This window comes from Labrys sedimenti (assembly GCF_034424805.1).
Lineage (GTDB): Bacteria > Pseudomonadota > Alphaproteobacteria > Rhizobiales > Labraceae > Labrys > Labrys sedimenti.
Genome location: NZ_JAXOUF010000021.1, coordinates 35,014 through 53,533, shown reverse-complemented (window position 1 = coordinate 53,533; position 18,520 = coordinate 35,014). Strand labels below are relative to the sequence as shown.

At 66.0% G+C, this 18,520-nt stretch carries 17 protein-coding genes; 7 read left to right on the top strand and 10 right to left on the bottom strand.

The genetic code is table 11. From position 1 onward, the window contains the following. Nucleotides 1–40: 40 nt before the first annotated feature. Nucleotides 41–940 (bottom strand): LysR substrate-binding domain-containing protein, encoded by a 900-nt coding sequence (locus U1R88_RS30445; RefSeq protein ID WP_322434674.1) that lies wholly within the window; start codon nucleotides 938–940, stop codon nucleotides 41–43. A 102-nt stretch (nucleotides 941–1,042) separates the two neighbouring features. On the opposite strand from U1R88_RS30445, the gene U1R88_RS30440 reads away from it, so the two are divergent. Continuing rightward, nucleotides 1,043–1,759, top strand: a complete 717-nt coding sequence (locus U1R88_RS30440; protein WP_322434673.1) for a glutathione S-transferase family protein — start codon at nucleotides 1,043–1,045, stop codon at nucleotides 1,757–1,759. 102 nt (nucleotides 1,760–1,861) lie between these two features. On the opposite strand, the gene cobD is transcribed toward U1R88_RS30440, so the two are convergent. Then, nucleotides 1,862–2,875, bottom strand: a complete 1,014-nt coding sequence (gene cobD / locus U1R88_RS30435) for a threonine-phosphate decarboxylase CobD (RefSeq protein ID WP_322434671.1) — start codon at nucleotides 2,873–2,875, stop codon at nucleotides 1,862–1,864. A gap of 79 nt (nucleotides 2,876–2,954) precedes the next feature. Between cobD and U1R88_RS30430 the strand changes: the two genes are divergently transcribed. From U1R88_RS30430 to U1R88_RS30405, 6 genes are all read left to right on the top strand, one after another. Then, nucleotides 2,955–4,178, top strand: coding sequence for an acyl-CoA dehydrogenase (locus tag U1R88_RS30430; protein ID WP_322434706.1), 1,224 nt, complete (start codon nucleotides 2,955–2,957; stop codon nucleotides 4,176–4,178). A gap of 185 nt (nucleotides 4,179–4,363) precedes the next feature. Next, entirely contained in the window at nucleotides 4,364–5,695 is a 1,332-nt protein-coding gene (locus U1R88_RS30425; protein ID WP_322434669.1) for an 8-oxoguanine deaminase, read from the top strand. Nucleotides 5,696–5,828: 133 nt separating this feature from the next. After that, nucleotides 5,829–6,662 carry a M15 family metallopeptidase gene (locus U1R88_RS30420; protein WP_068295786.1) on the top strand — a complete coding sequence of 278 codons (834 nt, stop codon included), beginning with the start codon at nucleotides 5,829–5,831 and terminating at the stop codon, nucleotides 6,660–6,662. Next, on the top strand, nucleotides 6,656–7,450 hold the full coding sequence (locus U1R88_RS30415; RefSeq protein WP_322434667.1) for an alpha/beta fold hydrolase: 795 nt from the start codon (nucleotides 6,656–6,658) through the stop codon (nucleotides 7,448–7,450). Before U1R88_RS30420 ends, U1R88_RS30415 begins: the two co-directional genes overlap by 7 nt. Further along, nucleotides 7,450–9,072 (top strand): Mur ligase family protein, encoded by a 1,623-nt coding sequence (locus U1R88_RS30410; protein ID WP_322434665.1) that lies wholly within the window; start codon nucleotides 7,450–7,452, stop codon nucleotides 9,070–9,072. Before U1R88_RS30415 ends, U1R88_RS30410 begins: the two co-directional genes overlap by 1 nt. Further along, complete coding sequence (locus U1R88_RS30405; RefSeq protein ID WP_322434664.1) at nucleotides 9,069–9,737, top strand: class I SAM-dependent methyltransferase; 669 nt, start codon at nucleotides 9,069–9,071, stop codon at nucleotides 9,735–9,737. The genes U1R88_RS30410 and U1R88_RS30405 overlap by 4 nt, the downstream gene beginning before the upstream one ends. Before the next feature lie 42 nt (nucleotides 9,738–9,779). Here U1R88_RS30405 and U1R88_RS30400 read toward each other — a convergent pair whose 3' ends face one another. The 8 genes from U1R88_RS30400 to U1R88_RS30365 all read right to left on the bottom strand — a co-directional run bounded on the left by U1R88_RS30400 (nucleotide 9,780) and on the right by U1R88_RS30365 (nucleotide 18,490). After that, nucleotides 9,780–10,643 (bottom strand): hypothetical protein, encoded by an 864-nt coding sequence (locus U1R88_RS30400; protein WP_322434663.1) that lies wholly within the window; start codon nucleotides 10,641–10,643, stop codon nucleotides 9,780–9,782. Between the two features lie 136 nt (nucleotides 10,644–10,779). Further along, the gene (locus tag U1R88_RS30395; RefSeq protein ID WP_322434661.1) at nucleotides 10,780–11,778 is read right to left on the bottom strand and encodes an Lnb N-terminal periplasmic domain-containing protein; all 999 of its coding nucleotides are present in this window, start codon (nucleotides 11,776–11,778) and stop codon (nucleotides 10,780–10,782) included. 10 nt (nucleotides 11,779–11,788) lie between these two features. Continuing rightward, nucleotides 11,789–12,643: a TrmH family RNA methyltransferase gene (locus U1R88_RS30390; protein ID WP_322434660.1), complete on the bottom strand. Its 855-nt coding sequence runs from the start codon at nucleotides 12,641–12,643 to the stop codon at nucleotides 11,789–11,791. Beyond that, a complete protein-coding gene (locus tag U1R88_RS30385) occupies nucleotides 12,640–13,566 on the bottom strand; it encodes a class I SAM-dependent methyltransferase (protein WP_322434659.1) in 927 nt (308 codons plus the stop codon). The genes U1R88_RS30390 and U1R88_RS30385 overlap by 4 nt, the downstream gene beginning before the upstream one ends. A gap of 224 nt (nucleotides 13,567–13,790) precedes the next feature. Further along, entirely contained in the window at nucleotides 13,791–14,603 is an 813-nt protein-coding gene (locus U1R88_RS30380) for a class I SAM-dependent methyltransferase (RefSeq protein ID WP_322434658.1), read from the bottom strand. Nucleotides 14,604–14,690: 87 nt separating this feature from the next. Further along, complete coding sequence (locus U1R88_RS30375) at nucleotides 14,691–16,064, bottom strand: FAD-dependent oxidoreductase (protein ID WP_322434657.1); 1,374 nt, start codon at nucleotides 16,062–16,064, stop codon at nucleotides 14,691–14,693. Between the two features lie 230 nt (nucleotides 16,065–16,294). Continuing rightward, nucleotides 16,295–16,918, bottom strand: coding sequence for a PadR family transcriptional regulator (locus tag U1R88_RS30370; RefSeq protein WP_322434656.1), 624 nt, complete (start codon nucleotides 16,916–16,918; stop codon nucleotides 16,295–16,297). Between the two features lie 138 nt (nucleotides 16,919–17,056). Continuing rightward, on the bottom strand, nucleotides 17,057–18,490 hold the full coding sequence (locus U1R88_RS30365) for a L,D-transpeptidase family protein (RefSeq protein ID WP_322434655.1): 1,434 nt from the start codon (nucleotides 18,488–18,490) through the stop codon (nucleotides 17,057–17,059). Nucleotides 18,491–18,520: the final 30 nt, after the last annotated feature.

Here is an 18,520-nt window from a genome sequence, read left to right as displayed (position 1 = left end):
CCCTCTTGTCGTCCTGTTTCGCAAGGTACCCGAACCCGCGTCAATCGCCTGAGCTAGCCGGCCGCAGGGAGCCGGCCAGGAAATCGACCACGGCGCGCACGGCCGGCAGTTGCCCGCGCCGATGGGTCGTCAGCACCGTGGTGGTGACCTCGCCCGCCTGCCAGTCCGGCAGCACGGGCACGACGGAGCCATCGACGACGGCTGCCGCGCTGATCGAGCGGGGCAGGGCGGTGATGCCGAGGCCGGCCTTGGCCGCTTCAAGCAAGGCGACGGATTCGTCGGCGAAGAAGCGGGCATGGGGTGTGACTTCGGCCGCCTGACCGCCCGCGGCCAGCCTCCACACCGGCGCCCTCGGCTGGGTGAGAAGGCCGTCATGTCCGGCAAGGTCTTCCGGTGCGGCCGGTCTTCCCCTGGCGGCGAGATAGGCGGGGGCAGCGACCAGCCCGATCGCTTCCCGGTGAATGGGACGGGCCATCAGGTCGGAATCGGGGAGCGGTCCGAAATGGCTCCGGAGCGCGATGTCGAAGCCTTCCTGGATGAGGTCGACGAAACGGTCGGTGACATGGAGCTGGACCTGCAGCTTGGGTAGCGCGGCGGCCAGCCTGGGCAGTTGGGCGGCGAGGTGGAATTGCGCGGTGGGAACCGAAGCGGTGATGCGGACGATGCCGCTCGGCTCGGCTCGCCGGGCCAGCACGGCGCTTTCGGCCGCCTCGACCTCGATCATCGCCGCCCGGGCATGTTCGAACACCTCCCGGCCGGCGTCCGTCAGCACGAAGCTGCGGGAGGTACGGTTCAGGAGGCGGGCGCCGAGCCGCGCCTCCAACTCGGCCACGCGCTTGCTCACCGTCGATTTGGGGATGCCGAGCTGCCGGGCCGCAGCGGCAAAGCCGGCATGCTCGACAGCCTGGGCAAAGAGGATGAAGTCGTTGAGGTTCGACATTCAAAGTCTCCAAATATGGACTTTAGATCCATGAATGCCAGTCTACAGGTCCAAAGTCCATGCAGGCATATTGTCATCATCAACCCACCAGGAGATATGACAATGAAACCGATCCTTTTCGCCGGCCATCCCGCCGGCAGCTCCCTCGGCCTCGTCGCCGCCTTCGAATGGCTCGGCAAGCCCTATCGCCTCACTCGCGTTCACATGCCTGACGACATGCTCACCGAGGCCTATGCCAGGGTGAACGGCCGCCAGGAAACGCCGGTGCTGATCCGAGAGGATGGCAGCGTGCTGACCGAGACGATGGCGATCGCCCGCTGGCTCGAACTGCGCGACGACGAGCGCCGCATCAGCTTCGAGCCGGGCAGCGCCGAAGCGCATCGCATGCACCAGTTTATCGGCTTCCTGAACACCGGCTTCACCGGCGCCTTCACGCCGCTCTGGGTGGCGCTGGAAATGCAGGATGGCAGCGAGGATTACAGGCAGGCACTGCGAACCTTCGGTCGCGGCCTGGTTGCCCACCGCCATCGTCAGCTCGAGGCGATGATCGGCGGTGCGCCCTATCTGATCGGTGACCGGCCGAGCCTGGCCGATGCGGTCTTCGTCGGCGTGGCGCGCTGGGCCGAGTTCCACCAGGCGGTAGATCTCACGCCCTTCCCGAAGATCCAGGCGCTGAAGGCCAGGCTGGAGGCCGATCCGGCCGTGTGCTTCGCCCATGCGATAGAGGACGGCGTCCCCGCCGACGGCAGCGGCGCCATGCACGGCCTGCTGCCGCTGGAGGAGGTGTTGGGTGAGATAGGCGCCAGGCTCGCGGCTTGAGGCACTCGTTCCTGGGATCGCCGGCATCCCTGCCGGCTCTTGGAAACACGTCGCTTGCCGGAAGGAAGAGCCGGCAAGGATGCCGGCGATCCCAGGAGTCCCTCACATCGCCCGTGTGCCGTTCTTGTGGTAGCGGGCCAGCACGGCGCGCAGGCGCGCCTCGGCTTCCGCATGGGGCGGCAGGCCGAAGCGCAGCCAGCGCGGATTGGCGGAGAAACGGCGCACCCAGATGCCGGCCTGGCCGAGCTGGCGGAACAGGGCCGGAGCATGCGCGGTCTGCAGCAGGCGATAGAGATCGGTGCCGCCGATCACCGCACCGGCCTTGGTCAGGTCCTCGTCGAGATTCTGGCGCGCCGCACGCAGCGAGGTGCGCGTGCCGTTCTGCCAGAGGATATCGGCGAGCGCGGCGCGGCCGATGGCGATGGCCTCGCCCGAAACCGCCCAGGCCCCCATGGCCTGACGCAATTTGCCGGTCAGTGAAGGCTCGGCCAGCACGAAGCCGAGCCGAATGCCGGCCAGGCCGAAGAATTTGCCGAAGGAGCGCAGCATCACCAGGCCTTGCGTGCCGGCCATGGGGGCCAGGCTCACCTGCGGCATCACATCGGCAAAGGCCTCGTCGACGATGAGGGCGCCGCCCCTGGCATATTTCTCGGCGGCGAGCGCCAGCAACTCCTCGCGGCCAAAGAAATTGCCGTCGGGATTGTTCGGGTTGACGAGGACGGCGATCTCGGAACCAGCCAGTTCCTCGAAGCGACGCGCCTCGCGCACGTGGTGGCCGCCCAGCGCCCAGCTGCGGGCATGTTCGGCATAGGTCGGGCTCAGCACGCTCACCGTGCCGGCGGCGAACAGATGCGGCAGCCATTGGATGGCCGCCTGCGTGCCCGGTGTCGCAACTACGCAGGCATCGAAGGGCACGCCGTAGCACTGCGCCGCCACGGCCTCCAAGTCCCGGGCCTCGTCGGGAGAGGGCAGGGCAGTCCAGGATTCGGCCGGAATCGCCGGGATCGGATAGGGCCAGGGATTGATGCCGGTGGAAAGATCGATCCAGGGCCCGGAGGCCTGCGGAAAGAGGCGACGTGCCTCGCCGAGATTGCCGCCATGCTCCACTGCGCTCATTCGCCTGCCACTCTTGTCTTGACGCCCGCAACCAGCGCGACCAATGTCGCGCCAAATTTGTTTAATGGAGGGTATGGCCATGGTGGACGCGGCGATCAAGCTTCATGACGCCAGCGACGCGATCAAAAAGGCGAGCGACGCCTTCGACTGGTCGGATCCGCTCGATCTCGAATCGCTGCTCACGGAAGAGGAGCGGCTGGTCCGCGACACCGCGCGCGACTACGCGCAGGACAGGCTGATGCCGCGCGTGCTCAAGGCCTACCGCGACGAGGATTTCGACCGCGCGATCATGTCGGAGATGGGCGAACTCGGTTTGCTCGGCGCCACGATTCCGGAAGCCTATGGCGGCGCCGGCCTCGGCCATGTCGCCTATGGCCTCGTCGCCCGCGAGGTGGAGCGGGTTGATTCGGGCTATCGCTCGGCGATGTCGGTGCAGTCCTCGCTGGTGATGCACCCGATCCATGCCTATGGCAGCGAGGAGCAGCGCAAGAAGTACCTGCCCAAGCTCGCCCGCGGCGAACTCGTCGGCTGCTTCGGCCTCACCGAGCCTGACGCCGGCTCCGATCCCGGCTCGATGAAGACCCGCGCGGTCAAGGTTGCCGGCGGCTACCAGCTCAACGGCACCAAGATGTGGATCACCAATTCGCCGATCGCCGACATCGCGGTGGTATGGGCCAAGCTGGACGACGTCATCCGCGGCTTCATCGTCGAGCGCGGCACCAAGGGCTTCTCCACACCCAAGATCGAGGGCAAGCTCTCGCTGCGCGCCTCGATTACCGGCGAGATCGTGCTCGAGGACGCCGTGGTGCCGGAAGAAAACCTGCTGCCCAACGCCAAGGGCCTGTCCGGCCCGTTCGGCTGCCTCAACAAGGCCCGCTACGGCATTGCCTGGGGCGCCATGGGTGCGGCCGAGTTCTGCTGGCACCGCGCCCGCCAATACACGCTCGACCGCAAGCAGTTCGGCCGGCCGCTGGCGGCGACGCAGCTCGTGCAGAAGAAGCTCGCCGACATGCAGACCGAGATCGCCCTCGGCCTGCTCGGCGCGCTGCAGCTCGGGCGCCTGCTCGACGCCCACACCGCCGCTCCGCCGGCGATCAGCCTGATGAAGCGCAACAATTGCGGCAAGGCCCTCGACATCGCCCGCGTTGCCCGCGACATGCATGGCGGCAACGGCATCGCCGACGAGTTCCACGTGCTGCGCGTGGCGCAGAACCTGGAGACGGTGAACACCTATGAGGGCACGCATGACGTGCACGCCCTCATCCTCGGCCGTGCCCAGACCGGCATCCAGGCCTTCTTCTGATTTTTTCCGGGTGCACGGGCCTCCCGCCCGTTCTTGAGCCACGATCGTTGGAACAGCAAGAACGGGCGGGACGCCCGTGCACCCGGAAGATCTGCGCGAAACATTTTCCAATTTAATACCGCTTGGCCTCGCCTGCCGGGCGCGCTCTTATGCGCGCAACCAAGACCAGCTTTCGAGGAAACCTCATGCGCCTGTGGCTCAAGGATCCGCTTGCCGTCCTCGCCGAGGGCGCCGAGCGCGGCATCGTCGTCGAGGGCAGCCATATCGTCGAGCTGGTGCCGGCCGGGCGCGAGCCGGTCTCGCCCGTCGACAAGGTCTTCGATGCGTCCAGGCATGTCATGCTGCCCGGCCTGGTCAACACCCATCATCATTTCTACCAGACGCTCACCCGCGCCCATCCCGATGCCTGCGACCAGCCGCTGTTTCCCTGGCTGAAAACGCTCTATCCGATCTGGTCGCGCCTCGATCCCGACAGCTTCCGCCTGTCGGTGCGCCTCGCGCTGGTCGAGCTCCTGATGTCCGGCTGCACCACGGCGGCCGATCATCATTATGTCTTCCCGAAGGGCTTGGAGAATGCCGTCGATATCGAGGTCGAGGAGGCCCGCAAGCTCGGCATCCGCATGACGGTGTCGCGCGGCTCGATGAACTTGTCGCAGAAGGATGGCGGCCTGCCGCCCGATTCCGTCGTGCAGGACGAGGACACAATCCTGGCCGATTGCGAGCGCGTGGCGAGCGCCTATCACGACACCCGTCCGGGGGCGATGACGCAAATCGCCTTCTCGCCCTGTTCGCCCTTCTCGGTGACCAAGGAGCTGATGCGCAAGACGGCCGACCTCGCCGAGCGCTTCGACTGCCGCCTGCATACCCATCTCGCCGAGACCCATGACGAGGACGATTTCTGCCTCGCCACCTACAAGTGCCGGCCGATCGAACTCCTCGATGAGGTGGGCTGGATGTCGCCGCGCACCTGGCTTGCCCACGGCATCCATTTCAGCGCCGACGATTGCACCACGCTCGGCCGCCACGGCGTCGGCGTCTGCCATTGCCCGACCTCCAACGCCGTGCTCGCCTCCGGTTTCTGCCATACGGGCCTTCTGGAAAAGGCCGGTGCGCCTGTCGGCCTCGGCGTCGACGGCTCGGCCTCCAACGATTCCTCCAACCTGATGGAAGGCGTGCGCCACGCTTTGATGATCAACCGCCTCTCCCATGGGGCCGAGGCCGTCTCCTGGCGCGACTGCCTGCGCTGGGCCAGCGAAGGCTCCGCCCGCTGTCTCGGCCGCGACGACATCGGCGCGATCAGGGTGGGGCTCGAAGCGGACCTGGCCCTCTATACGCTGGACGAATTGCGCTTTTCCGGCGCCCATCATCCCATCGCCGCCTTGGTCCATTGCGGCGCCCATCGCGCCGACCGCGTGATGGTGGCCGGCCAATGGCGCGTCGAGGACGGCCTGCCCGTGGGTGTAGACCTCGGCGCCCTGCGCGAGGCCCATGGCAAGGTGGCCGCGAAGTTTCTTTGATTTCCGGGAAACGCCGCGGCTGGGACCGCGGACGTCCCGTCCGCTCTTGGAAACACCGAGGCTGCAGGATGGGAAGATGCGGACGAGACGTCCGCGGTCCCAGCCGCAGTGTTTCCTTTGCCTCGACCTGGGCATGCCGTTCTGCTATCGGCAGGCCATGCCCGATCTCCACGCCCCCCTCCGTCTCCGCCCCGATCCGAACGGCACGCCGGTCGAATACAGATGGATCCCCTTCGACCGTGCCGATCCGCGCTGGAACGAGCCGCTGGTCGACCTGGCGGCGGAAGGGCTGCTCACCGAGGCTTGGTATGCCCGGACCGACGGCGGCAATGCGCCTTATTTCATGCCGATCGCGGGTGCAGTGAAGACGGTGGCGGCCCGCGCCAGCGTGGCGCGCCTGGTGCGCGAGGTCGATGCCGCTGTCTCCGGCCTCGGCCTGCGGCTCAAGGTGCTCGACGCCTACAGGCCGATCGAGACCCAGGCCGGCCTGTGGACCTTCTTCGAAAAGCAGGTGGCGGCCGAGCGTCCTGAGCTTTCCGCGGCCGAGCAGGAGGGAATCGTCCGTACCTTCGTCTCCGATCCGCGCCGCTTCGACCGCGAGGACGAAACGACCTGGCCGATCCATTCCACCGGGGGCTCGGTCGATGTCGTGCTGGTGGATGCGTCCACCGGTACCATGCTCGATCACGGTGCCGGCTTCGACGAGGCCCATGAGCGCTCCTATACCGATCACTATGAGCGCCTGTTGCAGCGGGGCGAAATCGCTGCCGACGATACGCGCCTGGTCAATCGCCGCATCCTGGTCAATGCGATGGTTAACGTGGGCTTTACCAACTACGCGTACGAATTCTGGCACTTCGACTATGGAACGCAGGCCCATATCCTGACCCTGCAGGATGAAGGACAGGCCGGCGCCCCCAAAGCTGCGTGGTACGGAACCACGGACCTGCCGGAAGGACTATGCTGACCCATTCGACTTTCACTGCCAAGGGTGCCTCCCATGCCATCGTCTCGCTGGGCAAGCCTCTCGAGGCCGGGGCTCCGCACGTCATCTGGGCCCATGGCTGGGGCCAGGATCACCGGGCTTTCCAGGCCCTGGCCGGATCGCTGGAGCGGGCAGCCCATCACACGCTGATCGATTTTCCCGGCTTCGGCCAGAGCCCGGCGCCGCCCGAGACTGGCCATGGCGGCATCTGGGACACGGCCGATTACGCCGATGCCGTGGCCGAATGGCTTGCGACCCTGCCACGCGGCAGGCGCATCTGGGTCGGGCATTCCTTCGGCGGGCGTGTCGGCCTGCGCCTGGCGGCCCGCCATCCCGATGTCCTCGACGGCATGGTGCTGGTGGGTTCGCATGGCCTCAAGCCCATCCGCAGCCTGATGACCCGGCTGAAGATCTTCCTGCGCGTGCGCACCTTCAAGGTGCTTAAGCTTCTCGAAAAGCTCGGCGTCGATGTGTCGGCCCGCAAGGCCAAGTTCGGTTCGGCCGATTACCGCAATGCCGGTGCGATGCGCCCTGTTTTCGTCAAGGTGGTGGGCGAGGACCAGAGCGAGGCTATCAAGGCCATCCGCATTCCCGTCCGCATCATCTGCGGCGCGCTCGACGACCAGGCACCACCGGAGATGAGCGAACGCATGGGCCGGCTCATCCCGGGCGCCAGCGTCAGCATCCTGCCCGGCCTCGACCATTACACCGTTCTGTCCGATGGCGGCCCCCAGATCGCCCATACGGTTGCCAAGCTCCTGGAGGCTTGATGCTGGAAACACTGGCCCCCGTGCTGAACTCGCCCTACCTCGCCGCCGCTTTGGTCCTCATCGGCTTCATTCCCTTCGCCTGGAAACGCTTCCTGACATATCTGCATATCTTCCAGCAGGAGGAATATGACGGCAGGCGCTTCCTGCACTGGCTCTTCTACAATGTGGTGGTCGACACCAAGGCGAGCCTTGCCATCGTCCTCCTGTCGGTGATGGCCAAGCTCTACCCCTCGCCGGTCACGGTGCTCGCCCTGTTCATCGCGGTGATCCTGCTGGTCGTGGCGCGGCGCGAGCGCGATCCGCGCCAGACGGGCAAGAAGAAGCTGGCGATGACGCAGCGCGCTACCCGCATCCTGCGCGTCGCCTTCGCCCTGGTCCTGGTGATCGGCCTCGTCGGGGTCGGCTTCGGCGTGGCGCCGGTCTGGGTCGTGCTCCTGATCCAGTCGATCCCCTTCGCCCTGGTCGCGGCGGTGATGATCCTGCAACCCGGCGAGAACCGCATCCAGCTGCGTTTCTGGAACGAGGCGCATGAAAAGCTCAAGCGCCTTTCGCCGGTGATCGTCGGCGTCACCGGCTCCTACGGCAAGACCTCGACCAAGCACATCCTCGGCCACCTGCTCGAAAGCGCCGGTTCGGCGCTGATCACCCCCGGCTCGGTCAACACGCCGATGGGCATCGCCCGCATCGTACGCGAGCGCCTGGAGCCTTATCACCGCCATTTCGTGGTGGAGATGGGCGCCTATGGGCCGGGCTCGATCGAGCGCCTCTGCCGCCTCGCCCCGCCCGACATCGCGGTGGTGACGGCGGTCGGAGCCGCCCATTACGAGCGCTTCAAGTCGCTCGACACCGTGGCCAAGACCAAGTTCGAATTGCCCACCGCCGCGATCGCGCGCAACGGCAAGGCGATCATCAACGATGCCGTGCTCGCCTTCAAGGACGCCAAGGAGTTCACCGATGCCCACCGCGCCTCGATGGTGCTGGTCGGCAATGGCGAGGGCAGCGAAGCCCGCATCAACGAGGTCGTCCAGGAAAAGGACGGGCTGAAGGTCTCGCTGACCTATCTCGGCAAGGACTACCAGCTCTCCGCCCCGCTTTACGGCCTGCACCACGGCAGCAACATGGCGATTGCCTTCGTCACCGCGCTGGCCATGGACATCGACGCCGAGACGGCCGAGATCGCCATGCGCTCGACGCCGCAGATCAGCCACCGCCTCGAGGTGAAGCGCCAGGCCGACGGCACGGTCATCGTCGACGATGCCTATAATTCCAATCCCGCGGGCTTTGCCTCGGCCCTGGAGATCCTGCCCTTGCTGGTTTCCGGCGAGGGCCGACGCATCCTGGTGACACCGGGCATGGTCGAACTCGGCGCCGCCCATGCCGAGGAGCATCGCAAGATCGGCGCCAAGGCCGGCGATACCGTCGACATCCTGCTGGCCGTGGCCCCTGACCGCATCCGCGACCTCATCGACGCCTATAAGGCGGCCAAGCCCGATGGCCAGGTGGTGGAATGCGCTAGCTTTGCCGCGGCGCAGGCCTGGATGGGCGCCAATCTCAAGGCCGGCGACGTCGTGCTGCTCGAGAACGACCTGCCCGACCTCTATGAGCGCCAGTTGCGGCTGTGACCGGCAATCGTAAAGATACGATTGGAGATCGCAGAGCCTTCATCGCCGCCAATACGCGCCCGCTGCCTGTGCCGCATGCGCCGGAGATCAGCCTCTATCTTGCCGACGAGGTCACGCCGCTCTGGCTGAAGACCGAGGAGGAGCTCGGCGAAATGGGGCTGCCGCCGCCCTTCTGGGCCTTCGCCTGGGCCGGCGGCCAGGCTCTGGCGCGCTATATCATCGACCATCCGGAGCATGTCGCCGGCCGCCGCGTGCTCGACTTCGCCTCGGGTTCGGGCCTGGTGGCGATCGCGGCGATGAAGGCGGGGGCGGCGCAGGCCCTTGCCGCCGATATCGACGAATTCGCCGTGGAAGCCATCCGGCTCAATGCCGATCTCAACGGCGTGGCGATCGAGCCTTCGGGCGAGAACGTCCTCGGCCGCCATGATTGTCCCGCCGACGTCGTCCTGGCGGGCGACATTTTCTACGATCGCGAAATCTCGGCCGAAGTGCTGATGTGGCTCAAGGGCTGGCGCGAACGGGGAGCCACCATCCTGGTAGGCGATCCCGGCCGGACCTATCTGCCCAGGGATGAACTCAGCCTGCTGGCGACATACCAGGTGCCGGTCTCCAGGGATCTCGAGGACCTGGAGATCAAGAAGACCAGCGTGTGGACCCTGAAATAGGAAGAAGCGACACCAATTTGGTGGCCAGTCCTTTCGGCCCGACTACAGTACCCCCGCCAGCTTCAGCGGAGGCTTCAACGTGTTGCGTGGCGCCTCCTTCAGGAAGAGCAGTGCGTCGAACGTATCCTTGAAGGAGGGGCGGCCCAGCTCCAGGGGCGACAGCGGCGCGGCCATGGCCGTCCAGTTCTTGATCGTCTCCAGGTGGCGAGGACGTATCTGCTCGCCGCTGTTGGCGACGGATGGGTAATCCTTGATGTAGCGGGGATCGCGAGGCACCGCGTTGCATTTGAGGCCGTCCGCGCGCAGGCCGTTGGCATCGCAAATGTCCAGATATTCGTCGCGCAGATCGATCATATGGGCGAATTCGTGGATGGCGGGCCGCTGCTTGTAGGGATGGCCGTCCTTTTGCCGGGTGATCGGGGCGAGGTCGTTGCTGGAGAGCGTCGTGTGCCCGATGGTGGTGCCATGGGCCCGCTTGACCTGGCTGGAATAGAACTGGCCCTGCGGAACCTTCACCACGTCGATCAGCCAATGATCGCCCGGATCGAAGCTGAACAGTCCCTGGGCGAAATGGAACTCCAGCCCGACGATGCGGCCGCTCGGCGTGGTGGTCAGGGATTTGACATTGAATTTCTTCTGGATGTCGGCCTGCCACCGCCGGGCGAAAGCAATCGCCTCCGAGCGATCCGGCCAGCCTTCCTTGCCCTCGGAGGAGAAGCGGAAATAGAGCTTCATGAAAGCGATCGTGCGCGGCCCGCCCAGGGTTTCGACGAAATAGATGTCGTAGAGCGGCCCGGCAACGCCGACGGACCACATCTGCGCATAGCCGGCGAGGCTGGGGGGCAAGGCCGTCTTGGAAACGGCCTTGATCTGGTCGGCGAGGATCCCGGGCACCACTGTCGGCATGCGGCTCTTTCCGTTCGGCCGCCGGACCTTTCGAGCCGGCGGTAATCTCAGATCATCAACGATACGACAATTGACGGCTGCGCCGATATTCTTCCCGGTGCCCCGGGTCATCGCTCGCCCGGGACCCGCTGCGCCGTCAGGGGCCGGGCACGCCGACCCGGATGAGGGTGGAAAAATCGGGGCTGTCGCCGGCGGCCTTGGCGCGTGCATCGATGCTGCCGAGCTTGCGCAGTTCGCCGAGCGGCACCTGATGGCTGAGGGCGCCGATGTCGTAGAGATAATCGGGCAGATAGCCGCTGACCAGCACGCGCCAATCCAGCGGCAGGCCGGGGTCGAGCCTGCGGGCGAGGTGGAAGGGCACCGTGGTGCAGTTGGTGGTGGCCGTGTTGTAGAAACGCGGCTTGGCCGCAAGGTCGTTGGCTTCCGAGAGCAGATAGAGGAACAGTTCCTTGGCCTCGGCCCGGCCGGTACGCAGCCAGAAGAGTTGCACGTCCTCGCCCCTGACATTGGAGCGCACGCGGATGACATCGCGCTCGTCGGCTGCGATGACGACGAATTCATCATTCTTGAAGAAGCCGGAGATCGCCGAATAGACCTCGCTCTTCCGGCGCCTGACCTCCACCGAGAAGACGAGGTGCCTTCCGTCGGCAAAGCCGAAGCTCAGCATGGTATGAGCGATGGCGGGCCCGGCCCAATAGGAGGCGAACAGGTCGACGCCGGTGATGGTGTCGAGATCGTAGCTGCGATCGTCCCAGCGCGGCGTGAAGTCGCTGTCCGAGCGCCACTCGAAATCACGCACATTGGTCAGCCTCGCCGTGGACCCTTCCATCGTGGCGGTAAACTGGCGGCTTACGTCATCAGCCCAATCGCCCTTGCCGGTCGGCTGGATGGTGGCCCACCACACCAGCAGGGCAGCGAAGGCAGCGACGAAAGGCAAAGCGAGCCGCCAGCGTGCCGCGAGGAGGCCGGCCAAAGCCAGGAAAGCGAGGATGAGCCACATGGCCGGCACGGCATAGCGGCCAAACTCGCCGAGAGGTAGGCGATACCACAATGCCAGCGTGCCCCACAGCGTCGCGAGCGCCGCCGCCAGCACCAGGACGATACGGCCTGCGATGCTGAGGAGCCTTGCGATCATCGGCGGCTTCTCATCCCAGTTTCAACTGCCCGCGCGCGATCTCGAACAGCATCACGCCGGTCGCCACGGCCAGGTTGAGGGAATCAGCCTGCCCGCGCATCGGGATCTTGACGAGATGGCTGCAGGCGCCAGCAAGGTCGTTGGGCAGGCCCTGCTGTTCATTGCCCATCAGCAGGAGGCAGGGGCGGCCGGCATAGGCGACCTCGCGATAGTCATGCGTGCCGGACAGATGCGTGCCGACCACGAGGCCCTCGAAGCCCTTGCGCCAGGCGAGGAAGGCCTGCGGCGTCGCCGTCGCCAGGCGGACGTTGAAGATCGAACCCATGGTGGCCCTGACGGCCTCGATGCCGAAGGGATCGGTCGTGTCACCGATCAGCACGATACCCTCGGCGCCGACCGCATCGGCGGTACGGATGATGGTGCCGAGATTGCCGGGATCGCGGACCCGGTCGAGCCCGATCCAGATCTGATCGCGTGCGATCTTGACGCTATCGATCTTTTCCAGGCGCTGCTCGAAGACGCCGATCACCGTCTGCGGATTGTCGCGGCGCGACAGTTTTTCCAGGATTTCGCCGGTGACCTCGAGCACCTCGCCACCGGCCTGCTGGGTAGCCCTGATGGCGCGGGCGAGCATCGGTTTTTCTTCGCCCGAGCGATGCACCAGGATACGGATCGGCCAGCCGGCCTCGATGGCATCGGCCACCAGCTTCAGCCCTTCGGCGATGAAGAGGCCGGCCTCCTGGCGGACCTTGCGCATCTCGAGCGCGCGGATGTCCTTGATCAGCGGATTGGTCAGGCTGGTCACGACACGGGAGACGGGCGCGGCAGGTGCTGCCGGGCGGGGACGTTGAAAGCGGGGCTTCATGCGGCGCCTCCGCCGGCACTCCAGCGCGAATAGAGCGAGGTCGAGAGCAGGCGCCCCGAGCCTTCCTCCGAGACGACGAGCTCGCCGGAGGTGATGTCGCCGCCGAGTTCGCCGAACACTTCGCGGGTGAGCTCGTGCACCGCCACGAAGGAAGCGCGGATGGCATAGGCGGTGACGATCACGAAGGCCGGCTTGTCGGTGAGCACGGCGCGGCAGAGGTCGAGCATCTTGGGCAGGTCGCGGAAGAGGTCCCAGACCTCGCCGCCGGGGCCGCGGCCATATTTGGGCGGATCGAGCAGGACGATGTCGTATTGCGAGCCGCGGCGCTGCTCGCGCGCGGTGAACTTCATGGCGTCGTCGACGATCCAGCGGATCGGGGCATCGGCGAGGCCAGCAAGGGCCTGGTTCTCGCGCGCGAAGCCGATCGACTTCTTGGAGGCGTCGACATGGGTGACCTGGGCGCCATGCTTGGCCGCGAGCAGGGAGGCGACGCCGGTATAGCCGAACAGATTGAGCACCCGGGCCGGTCGCTTCAGGGCCTGAAGAGCCTCGATCATGTAGTCCCAATGCGGGGCCTGCTCGGGAAAGAAGCCGAGATGGCGGAAGGGCGTGAAGCGGCCGTGGAAGGCGACGCCGCGATAGGAGACCGGGAAGGTCTCGACCGGCCTGCCGGCGAATTTCCAGCGCCCATCCGAGCCCTCGTCCTCGGCATTCATGCCCAGGAAGACGGCATCGGCCTTGTCCCAGGCCTCGGGCTTCAGGCGCAGGCCCATGGCCTGCGGCTCGGGACGATCAACGAGGAGCTTGCCGAAGCGTTCGAGCTTGCGGCCTTCACCGCAATCGACCAGGCGATAATCGGCGAAGCCGGGGGTCACCAGCAATTGCGGCAGGGTTTGGGAGGCGGAATTTCGCGGGTCGGGCATGCGCGGACCAAACAGGAGTTTGTCGCGCGCGGCAAGTCCGTTCTTGCCGGTTTGCCGTGCCGGTGCTCCGCGGATGCGGTCACTCAGGCATTGGGCAAAGGTGCACGGGCTTTGCCATTGCTGGACTTGATCCGGCAATCCAGCCGCCTGGCGAGCGGGGGGGGCTTCTGGATAGCTGGATCAAGCCCGGCTATGACAAATTGGCGCGTTTCATCTCAAGTGAGCTAGACCGTGGCCACGATGACATGGGCCTGGATCTTGGCGGCAACTTCGCCAAGGCCGTGTCGGCCTGCAATCGCGGATGTGGCGTGATCGGTTGCCGCGTCGAGGCTTCCCGGCGACTTGGCCTCGATTTCGGTGCGAAGCAGGGTTCCCTGGCAATAGGCGATGGCCGGCAGCCGCGGGGAAGGGGCGCGGCTTTGTTCGGCTCTCGTCTCGATCAGCACGCGGGCGAAGCCGGCACCCTCTAGATCGCTGCAGATCAGTCCGGTGTCGTGATAGCCATGCGGCGTGCGCGCCAGGAAGCGCGGCGGATCGTCCGGAAAGATCTCCGCGAGTGCCTTTGTCACGTCATCGGCAAAGACATTCTCCTCGATCCGATCCCAGACGTTGAACAGGAAATGGCCGCCGGGTTTGAGCACCCGCCTTGCCTCGCGATAGGCGGCCGGCCGATCGGGAAAGAACATGGCGCCGAACTGGCAGCAGACGAGATCGAAGGCGGCATCATCGAAAGGCAGCGCCAGGGCATCGGCCTGGCGCCAGGTGATACGGCTGTCGGGAGCCTGCCGCGCGGCGGCATGGTCGAGCATCGGCTGGTTGAGGTCGGTGACGACATAACGGGCGTCGGGAGAGAGTTTCGGCGCGAGCGCGCGGGTGACGACTCCGGTGCCCGCGGCGACTTCCAGGACTGAGATGGGCGACAGGGACGCGGCCCGTCGCGCCAGGTCCGCGGCGAACGCCTCGAAAATCAGCGGCACCATATAGCGGTCGTAATTTTCCGGGATGGAGCCCGTGAACAGCTTGTCCGTTTCCAACATGGCGATCACCCACCGTCGGTTCGGTAGTCTGCGAGATTAGCATGGATGGCGTGTTCCTGCGCGGTTGCGACCGGGCGGCATTGCTGGCTACACCTGTCCCTCCACCTCGCGTTCGCCGCCGCGAAGGCCCTCCAGCGAGCGTAGCATCTTTCGCTTCAGCGGCGGCGTGACGTTGATGAGGCGCATGGTGGTGCGCTGGCAGGCCAGCAGGATGCGTCCGATCACCGGCTTGTGGATCGCCGTGCGCCCGTCCATCTGCCGGCGTGACCGTTCGACCGCCTCGGCGCTGTATCGCCGCATCTCGGCCTCATAGGCGCCGATCGCCGCCACCAGGCCCGAACGGCCCTCCTGCACCGCCTGCAGATGGCGGGTCAGCAGCGCGGCATCGCGCAACGCCGTATTGGCGCCGACCCCGCGTCCCGGGGTCATGGTGTGGATGGCATCGCCCAGCAAGGTAACGCTGGAAGGCGTCCAGGCCTCGATGGGCACCGAGGTGCGGATGACCACCGGAAACAGGGAATTCGGATCGGACGCAGCCAGCAGCTTGCGCCAGTCCGGGTGCCATGTGGCGGTGAGGCGCTGGCTCAGGGCCAGCAGGGCGTTCCCGTTCATCGCGCGCAGGTCCTCGGGAAACTTGTCGGCCGCCGCCCAGATGCCCCAGCTGATATAGTCGCGGCTGTTGTCGAAGCGCAGGCCGGGCCATTGGGCGATCAGGTCGGCGTCCGTCGCGCCGATGCCCTGCTTGGGTGCGCCGGCCTCGTCCCAGGGAAATTCCATGACATGGAGGATGGCGCCGAACCCCCCGGGAGCCAGGATGAGCGTCACGCCGCGATGAATCTTGGGGGTGAGAAGCGCCAGGGTTTCCGGCGTGGCGGGCACCTTTCCGCCGATCGAGCGGATCAGCGTGTCGTCCATGCCGGCCTGCGGCAGATATTGCCGGCGGATGCGCGAATTCGAACCGTCGGCCGCGACCAGCAGGTCGGCCACCGCACTCGAACCGTCCTCGAAGAAGGCTTCGACCTTGCCGTCCGGGTGCTGTTCGTAGCGGGAAAACACCTTGTCGAAATGGGTGACGTCCTCCAGACCCGTCAGCAGGACCTGGCGGAGCGTCATGCGGCTGACGGAACGCTCGCCATGGCGCGGATCCCTCGGCGGGCTGGGCTTCAGGCTCAGCAGTTCGCCATAGTGCTCGCTGAGCATGTTGAACCATTGCGGGGAGACGGCGCAGGTCGCCAGAAAGGTCTCGTACAGGGCCGGCGGCAGGTTGGCGTCGAGAGCGCGGCAGCCATCGGGATCGATGCCGACCCGGAAGCCCTGCAGCCCATCCTTGCGGGTGCGGTCGCGCTCGAACACGTTGACGGCGATGCCGGCGCGCTTGAGGCCGTGGGCAAGACAGAGGCCGCCGGTGCCGGCACCGACGATGATGATGCTTAGATTTCGTTTTTCGGGGACATTGGACATGGTTCCTCCTTGCCCGCGCGGGGCGTCCCGGCGGGTGGCGACAGTCGACGAAGGCCGTGCGACATCCGCCTCGGACGAGGTTGGTCGCGCTCTGGCTGGAAGTTGCGGTTGGAATGCCGGAGAGAGGGCCCGAAGCGTTTTCGAGAAAAGTTGATAGACTTTTCGATTAAGAAAACGCGTCAAAACAAAGAATTAGAGAGGAAGTGCGATTTTGAGAAATCGCACTTCCTCTATCCGGGGCGGGGCGGCTGTTCGCCCTCGAACTGGGCGGCAACCTTCTCGAGTTCCTCGATCGACCAGGCGAGCCGGCCCGAGCGGAGATCGGCGACGACCCCTTCGATCCAGTTTCGCTCCGCGCTCACGACGGCCTGCATGTACTGGCTTTCCAGCAGCACGACGCGCGGCAGCATAGCGAGATAGGTCTCCAGCTCCGCTGCAAGCTCGAATTCACGCCTGCGCAGGGCGGCCAATCTGGTTTCGAGCAGCGGGACGACTTCCTCCGGCGAAAGCAGTGGGAGGAAGGACATGGCGACCGGGAATTCCGGGAACTCGTTGTGAGGTTCGGCCAGCATGGTGCGCAGCCAATCGACGGCAACCGTTCGCCCGAGCGGCGTCGCCTCATAAATGGTGCGCTCCGGCCGCCCCTCGCTTTTTTCGATGCTGCCGGGGGCGATCAAGCCTTCGCGCTCGAGCCGCTCGATGGTCTGATAGAGCGAACCGCGCTGGCGGATATTGATGACCTCCTCCTTGCCGCGTGATTTCAGCAATTGCTGCATGCGGTAGGGATGCATGGGCGCCTCGATCAGAAGCGCGAGCACGGCGAGGGCAAGGGGGGAACGTTTGAAATTTGCCATAGTCATATTATTACTAGATTTGATAAAGCTAGTCAATTTATGACTATAGGAGCATCAAAAACTATGGCCTGAAATGCCCAACGCCCCGGCGTTGGAGCCGGGGCGTCAAGCGGAAAGGCGGTGAGGCGCCGCGTGCGATCAGTTCGCCGGCAGGCTGACCGAGACGGGAATGGTCTTGACCGTTACCGTCTTGGTAGCGGTCGCCTTTACGGCCACAGCCTTTACAGTCACAGCCTTGGGGCTCGCAGGCTTGACGGTGACCGGTTTGGCCGGCGCGGCGGGCATGGAGGAGGAAGCTGGCTTGGAGGCGGAAATCGGTCTGGCTGCGGCGGGCTTGGGTGCCGCTGGCTTCGCCGCCTTGGGCGGCGCAACCGGCACCGAGCCGGTGCGGTCCACCGGGGTGGGCTGGGCACTGGCGTCCTTGGCCAGAAGCTGATCGGCCGGCGTGTCGAAATTGTAGACGTCCGGGCGGAACTGCACGCTGCCGTCGGGGCCGCCCCATCCGGTCAGGTAGACCCAGGCCACGGGAATGGGCTTGGATGGCTTGATGGTCTTGGGCTCGCCGGAATCGATCTGGTCCTGGATGGCCTGACCGCTCCAGTCGGAACCTTCCATGATCCAGGCGGCGAGATCCTGCGCGCCGGCGACGCGGATGCAGCCAGAGGACTGGAAGCGCACATCGTTGCGGAAGAGCTCGCGATGGGATGTGTCGTGCATGTAGACGGCATCGGAGTTGGGCATGTCGATGCGCAGGAAGCCGAGCGAGTTCCACACCCCGGGATCCTGCTTGGCGAGGAAATCGGAGGCACGCGCCTTGCTCCAGTCCACGGTGGCTGGATCGATCTCCTGGCGGCCGCGATAGAGCCTGAGATGGTTGGCCTTGAGATAGCCCGGGTCCTTCTGGAGCTTGGGCATGATGTCGGCCTTGAAGATCGACTGCGGCGCATTCCAGTAGGGCAGGATGTTGACGGCGATGACCTTGGTCTGCAGCGTCGGCGAGGCACGGTCGGGGCGGCCGACCACGGTGGTATAGGTGCGCGCCACCACGCCATTGTCGACCGCCTCCAGGGCGGCGGCGGGAATGTTGGAGACGATGTAGCGCTCGCCGAACTTGAATTTGAGGGCGGCCAGGCGGTTGGCGGAGGCGTCGAGCTCGCGCAGCCGCTGCTCCACCGGCACGTTGAGCGCCAGCATGGTGAGGCGGCCGACCGAGCCGGTCTCGCTCAGGCCGTGCCGGGCCTGGAAGTGCTTGAGCGCATCCTGCGTAGCCTGGTCGAACTCGCTGCTGGCGGGCAGGGACGGGTCGAGGTCGCGGGTGGCGGTGAGCCGGTCGCGCAGGGCCTTGGCGAATTTGCCCTTGGCGCCGATCCTCAGGCCGGCGGCCGCCGGCGGCAAGGCCTGCCAGCCGCCATTGTCGGCGATCTCCTCATAGGCGGAGATGGCCCTGAGCGTCAGCTCGTAGGTGCGCGGGGAATAGTTGGGCTCCTCGTTGGCGAAAGCCGGGACGGCGAAGGCGACGACGAGGGCGGAGGTGAGGGCACCCAGGCGCCGAATGGCGACCAGGCCACGCAACGGGGCGCCGGACCATCCAGTTCTCGAACC

What these genes read in the sequence shown, in the direction of transcription:
- U1R88_RS30430 (WP_322434706.1), top strand. Translation starts at nt 2,955, where the DNA reads ATGGTGGACGCGGCGATCAAGCTTCATGACGCCAGCGACGCGATCAAA.
- U1R88_RS30415 (WP_322434667.1), top strand. Translation starts at nt 6,656, where the DNA reads ATGCTGACCCATTCGACTTTCACTGCCAAGGGTGCCTCCCATGCCATC.
- cobD (WP_322434671.1), bottom strand. Translation starts at nt 2,875, where the DNA reads ATGAGCGCAGTGGAGCATGGCGGCAATCTCGGCGAGGCACGTCGCCTC.
- U1R88_RS30370 (WP_322434656.1), bottom strand. Translation starts at nt 16,918, where the DNA reads ATGGCAAATTTCAAACGTTCCCCCCTTGCCCTCGCCGTGCTCGCGCTT.
- U1R88_RS30440 (WP_322434673.1), top strand. Translation starts at nt 1,043, where the DNA reads ATGAAACCGATCCTTTTCGCCGGCCATCCCGCCGGCAGCTCCCTCGGC.
- U1R88_RS30375 (WP_322434657.1), bottom strand. Translation starts at nt 16,064, where the DNA reads ATGTCCAATGTCCCCGAAAAACGAAATCTAAGCATCATCATCGTCGGT.
- U1R88_RS30410 (WP_322434665.1), top strand. Translation starts at nt 7,450, where the DNA reads ATGCTGGAAACACTGGCCCCCGTGCTGAACTCGCCCTACCTCGCCGCC.
- U1R88_RS30395 (WP_322434661.1), bottom strand. Translation starts at nt 11,778, where the DNA reads ATGATCGCAAGGCTCCTCAGCATCGCAGGCCGTATCGTCCTGGTGCTG.
- U1R88_RS30400 (WP_322434663.1), bottom strand. Translation starts at nt 10,643, where the DNA reads ATGCCGACAGTGGTGCCCGGGATCCTCGCCGACCAGATCAAGGCCGTT.
- U1R88_RS30385 (WP_322434659.1), bottom strand. Translation starts at nt 13,566, where the DNA reads ATGCCCGACCCGCGAAATTCCGCCTCCCAAACCCTGCCGCAATTGCTG.
- U1R88_RS30390 (WP_322434660.1), bottom strand. Translation starts at nt 12,643, where the DNA reads ATGAAGCCCCGCTTTCAACGTCCCCGCCCGGCAGCACCTGCCGCGCCC.
- U1R88_RS30420 (WP_068295786.1), top strand. Translation starts at nt 5,829, where the DNA reads ATGCCGTTCTGCTATCGGCAGGCCATGCCCGATCTCCACGCCCCCCTC.
- U1R88_RS30445 (WP_322434674.1), bottom strand. Translation starts at nt 940, where the DNA reads ATGTCGAACCTCAACGACTTCATCCTCTTTGCCCAGGCTGTCGAGCAT.
- U1R88_RS30425 (WP_322434669.1), top strand. Translation starts at nt 4,364, where the DNA reads ATGCGCCTGTGGCTCAAGGATCCGCTTGCCGTCCTCGCCGAGGGCGCC.
- U1R88_RS30380 (WP_322434658.1), bottom strand. Translation starts at nt 14,603, where the DNA reads ATGTTGGAAACGGACAAGCTGTTCACGGGCTCCATCCCGGAAAATTAC.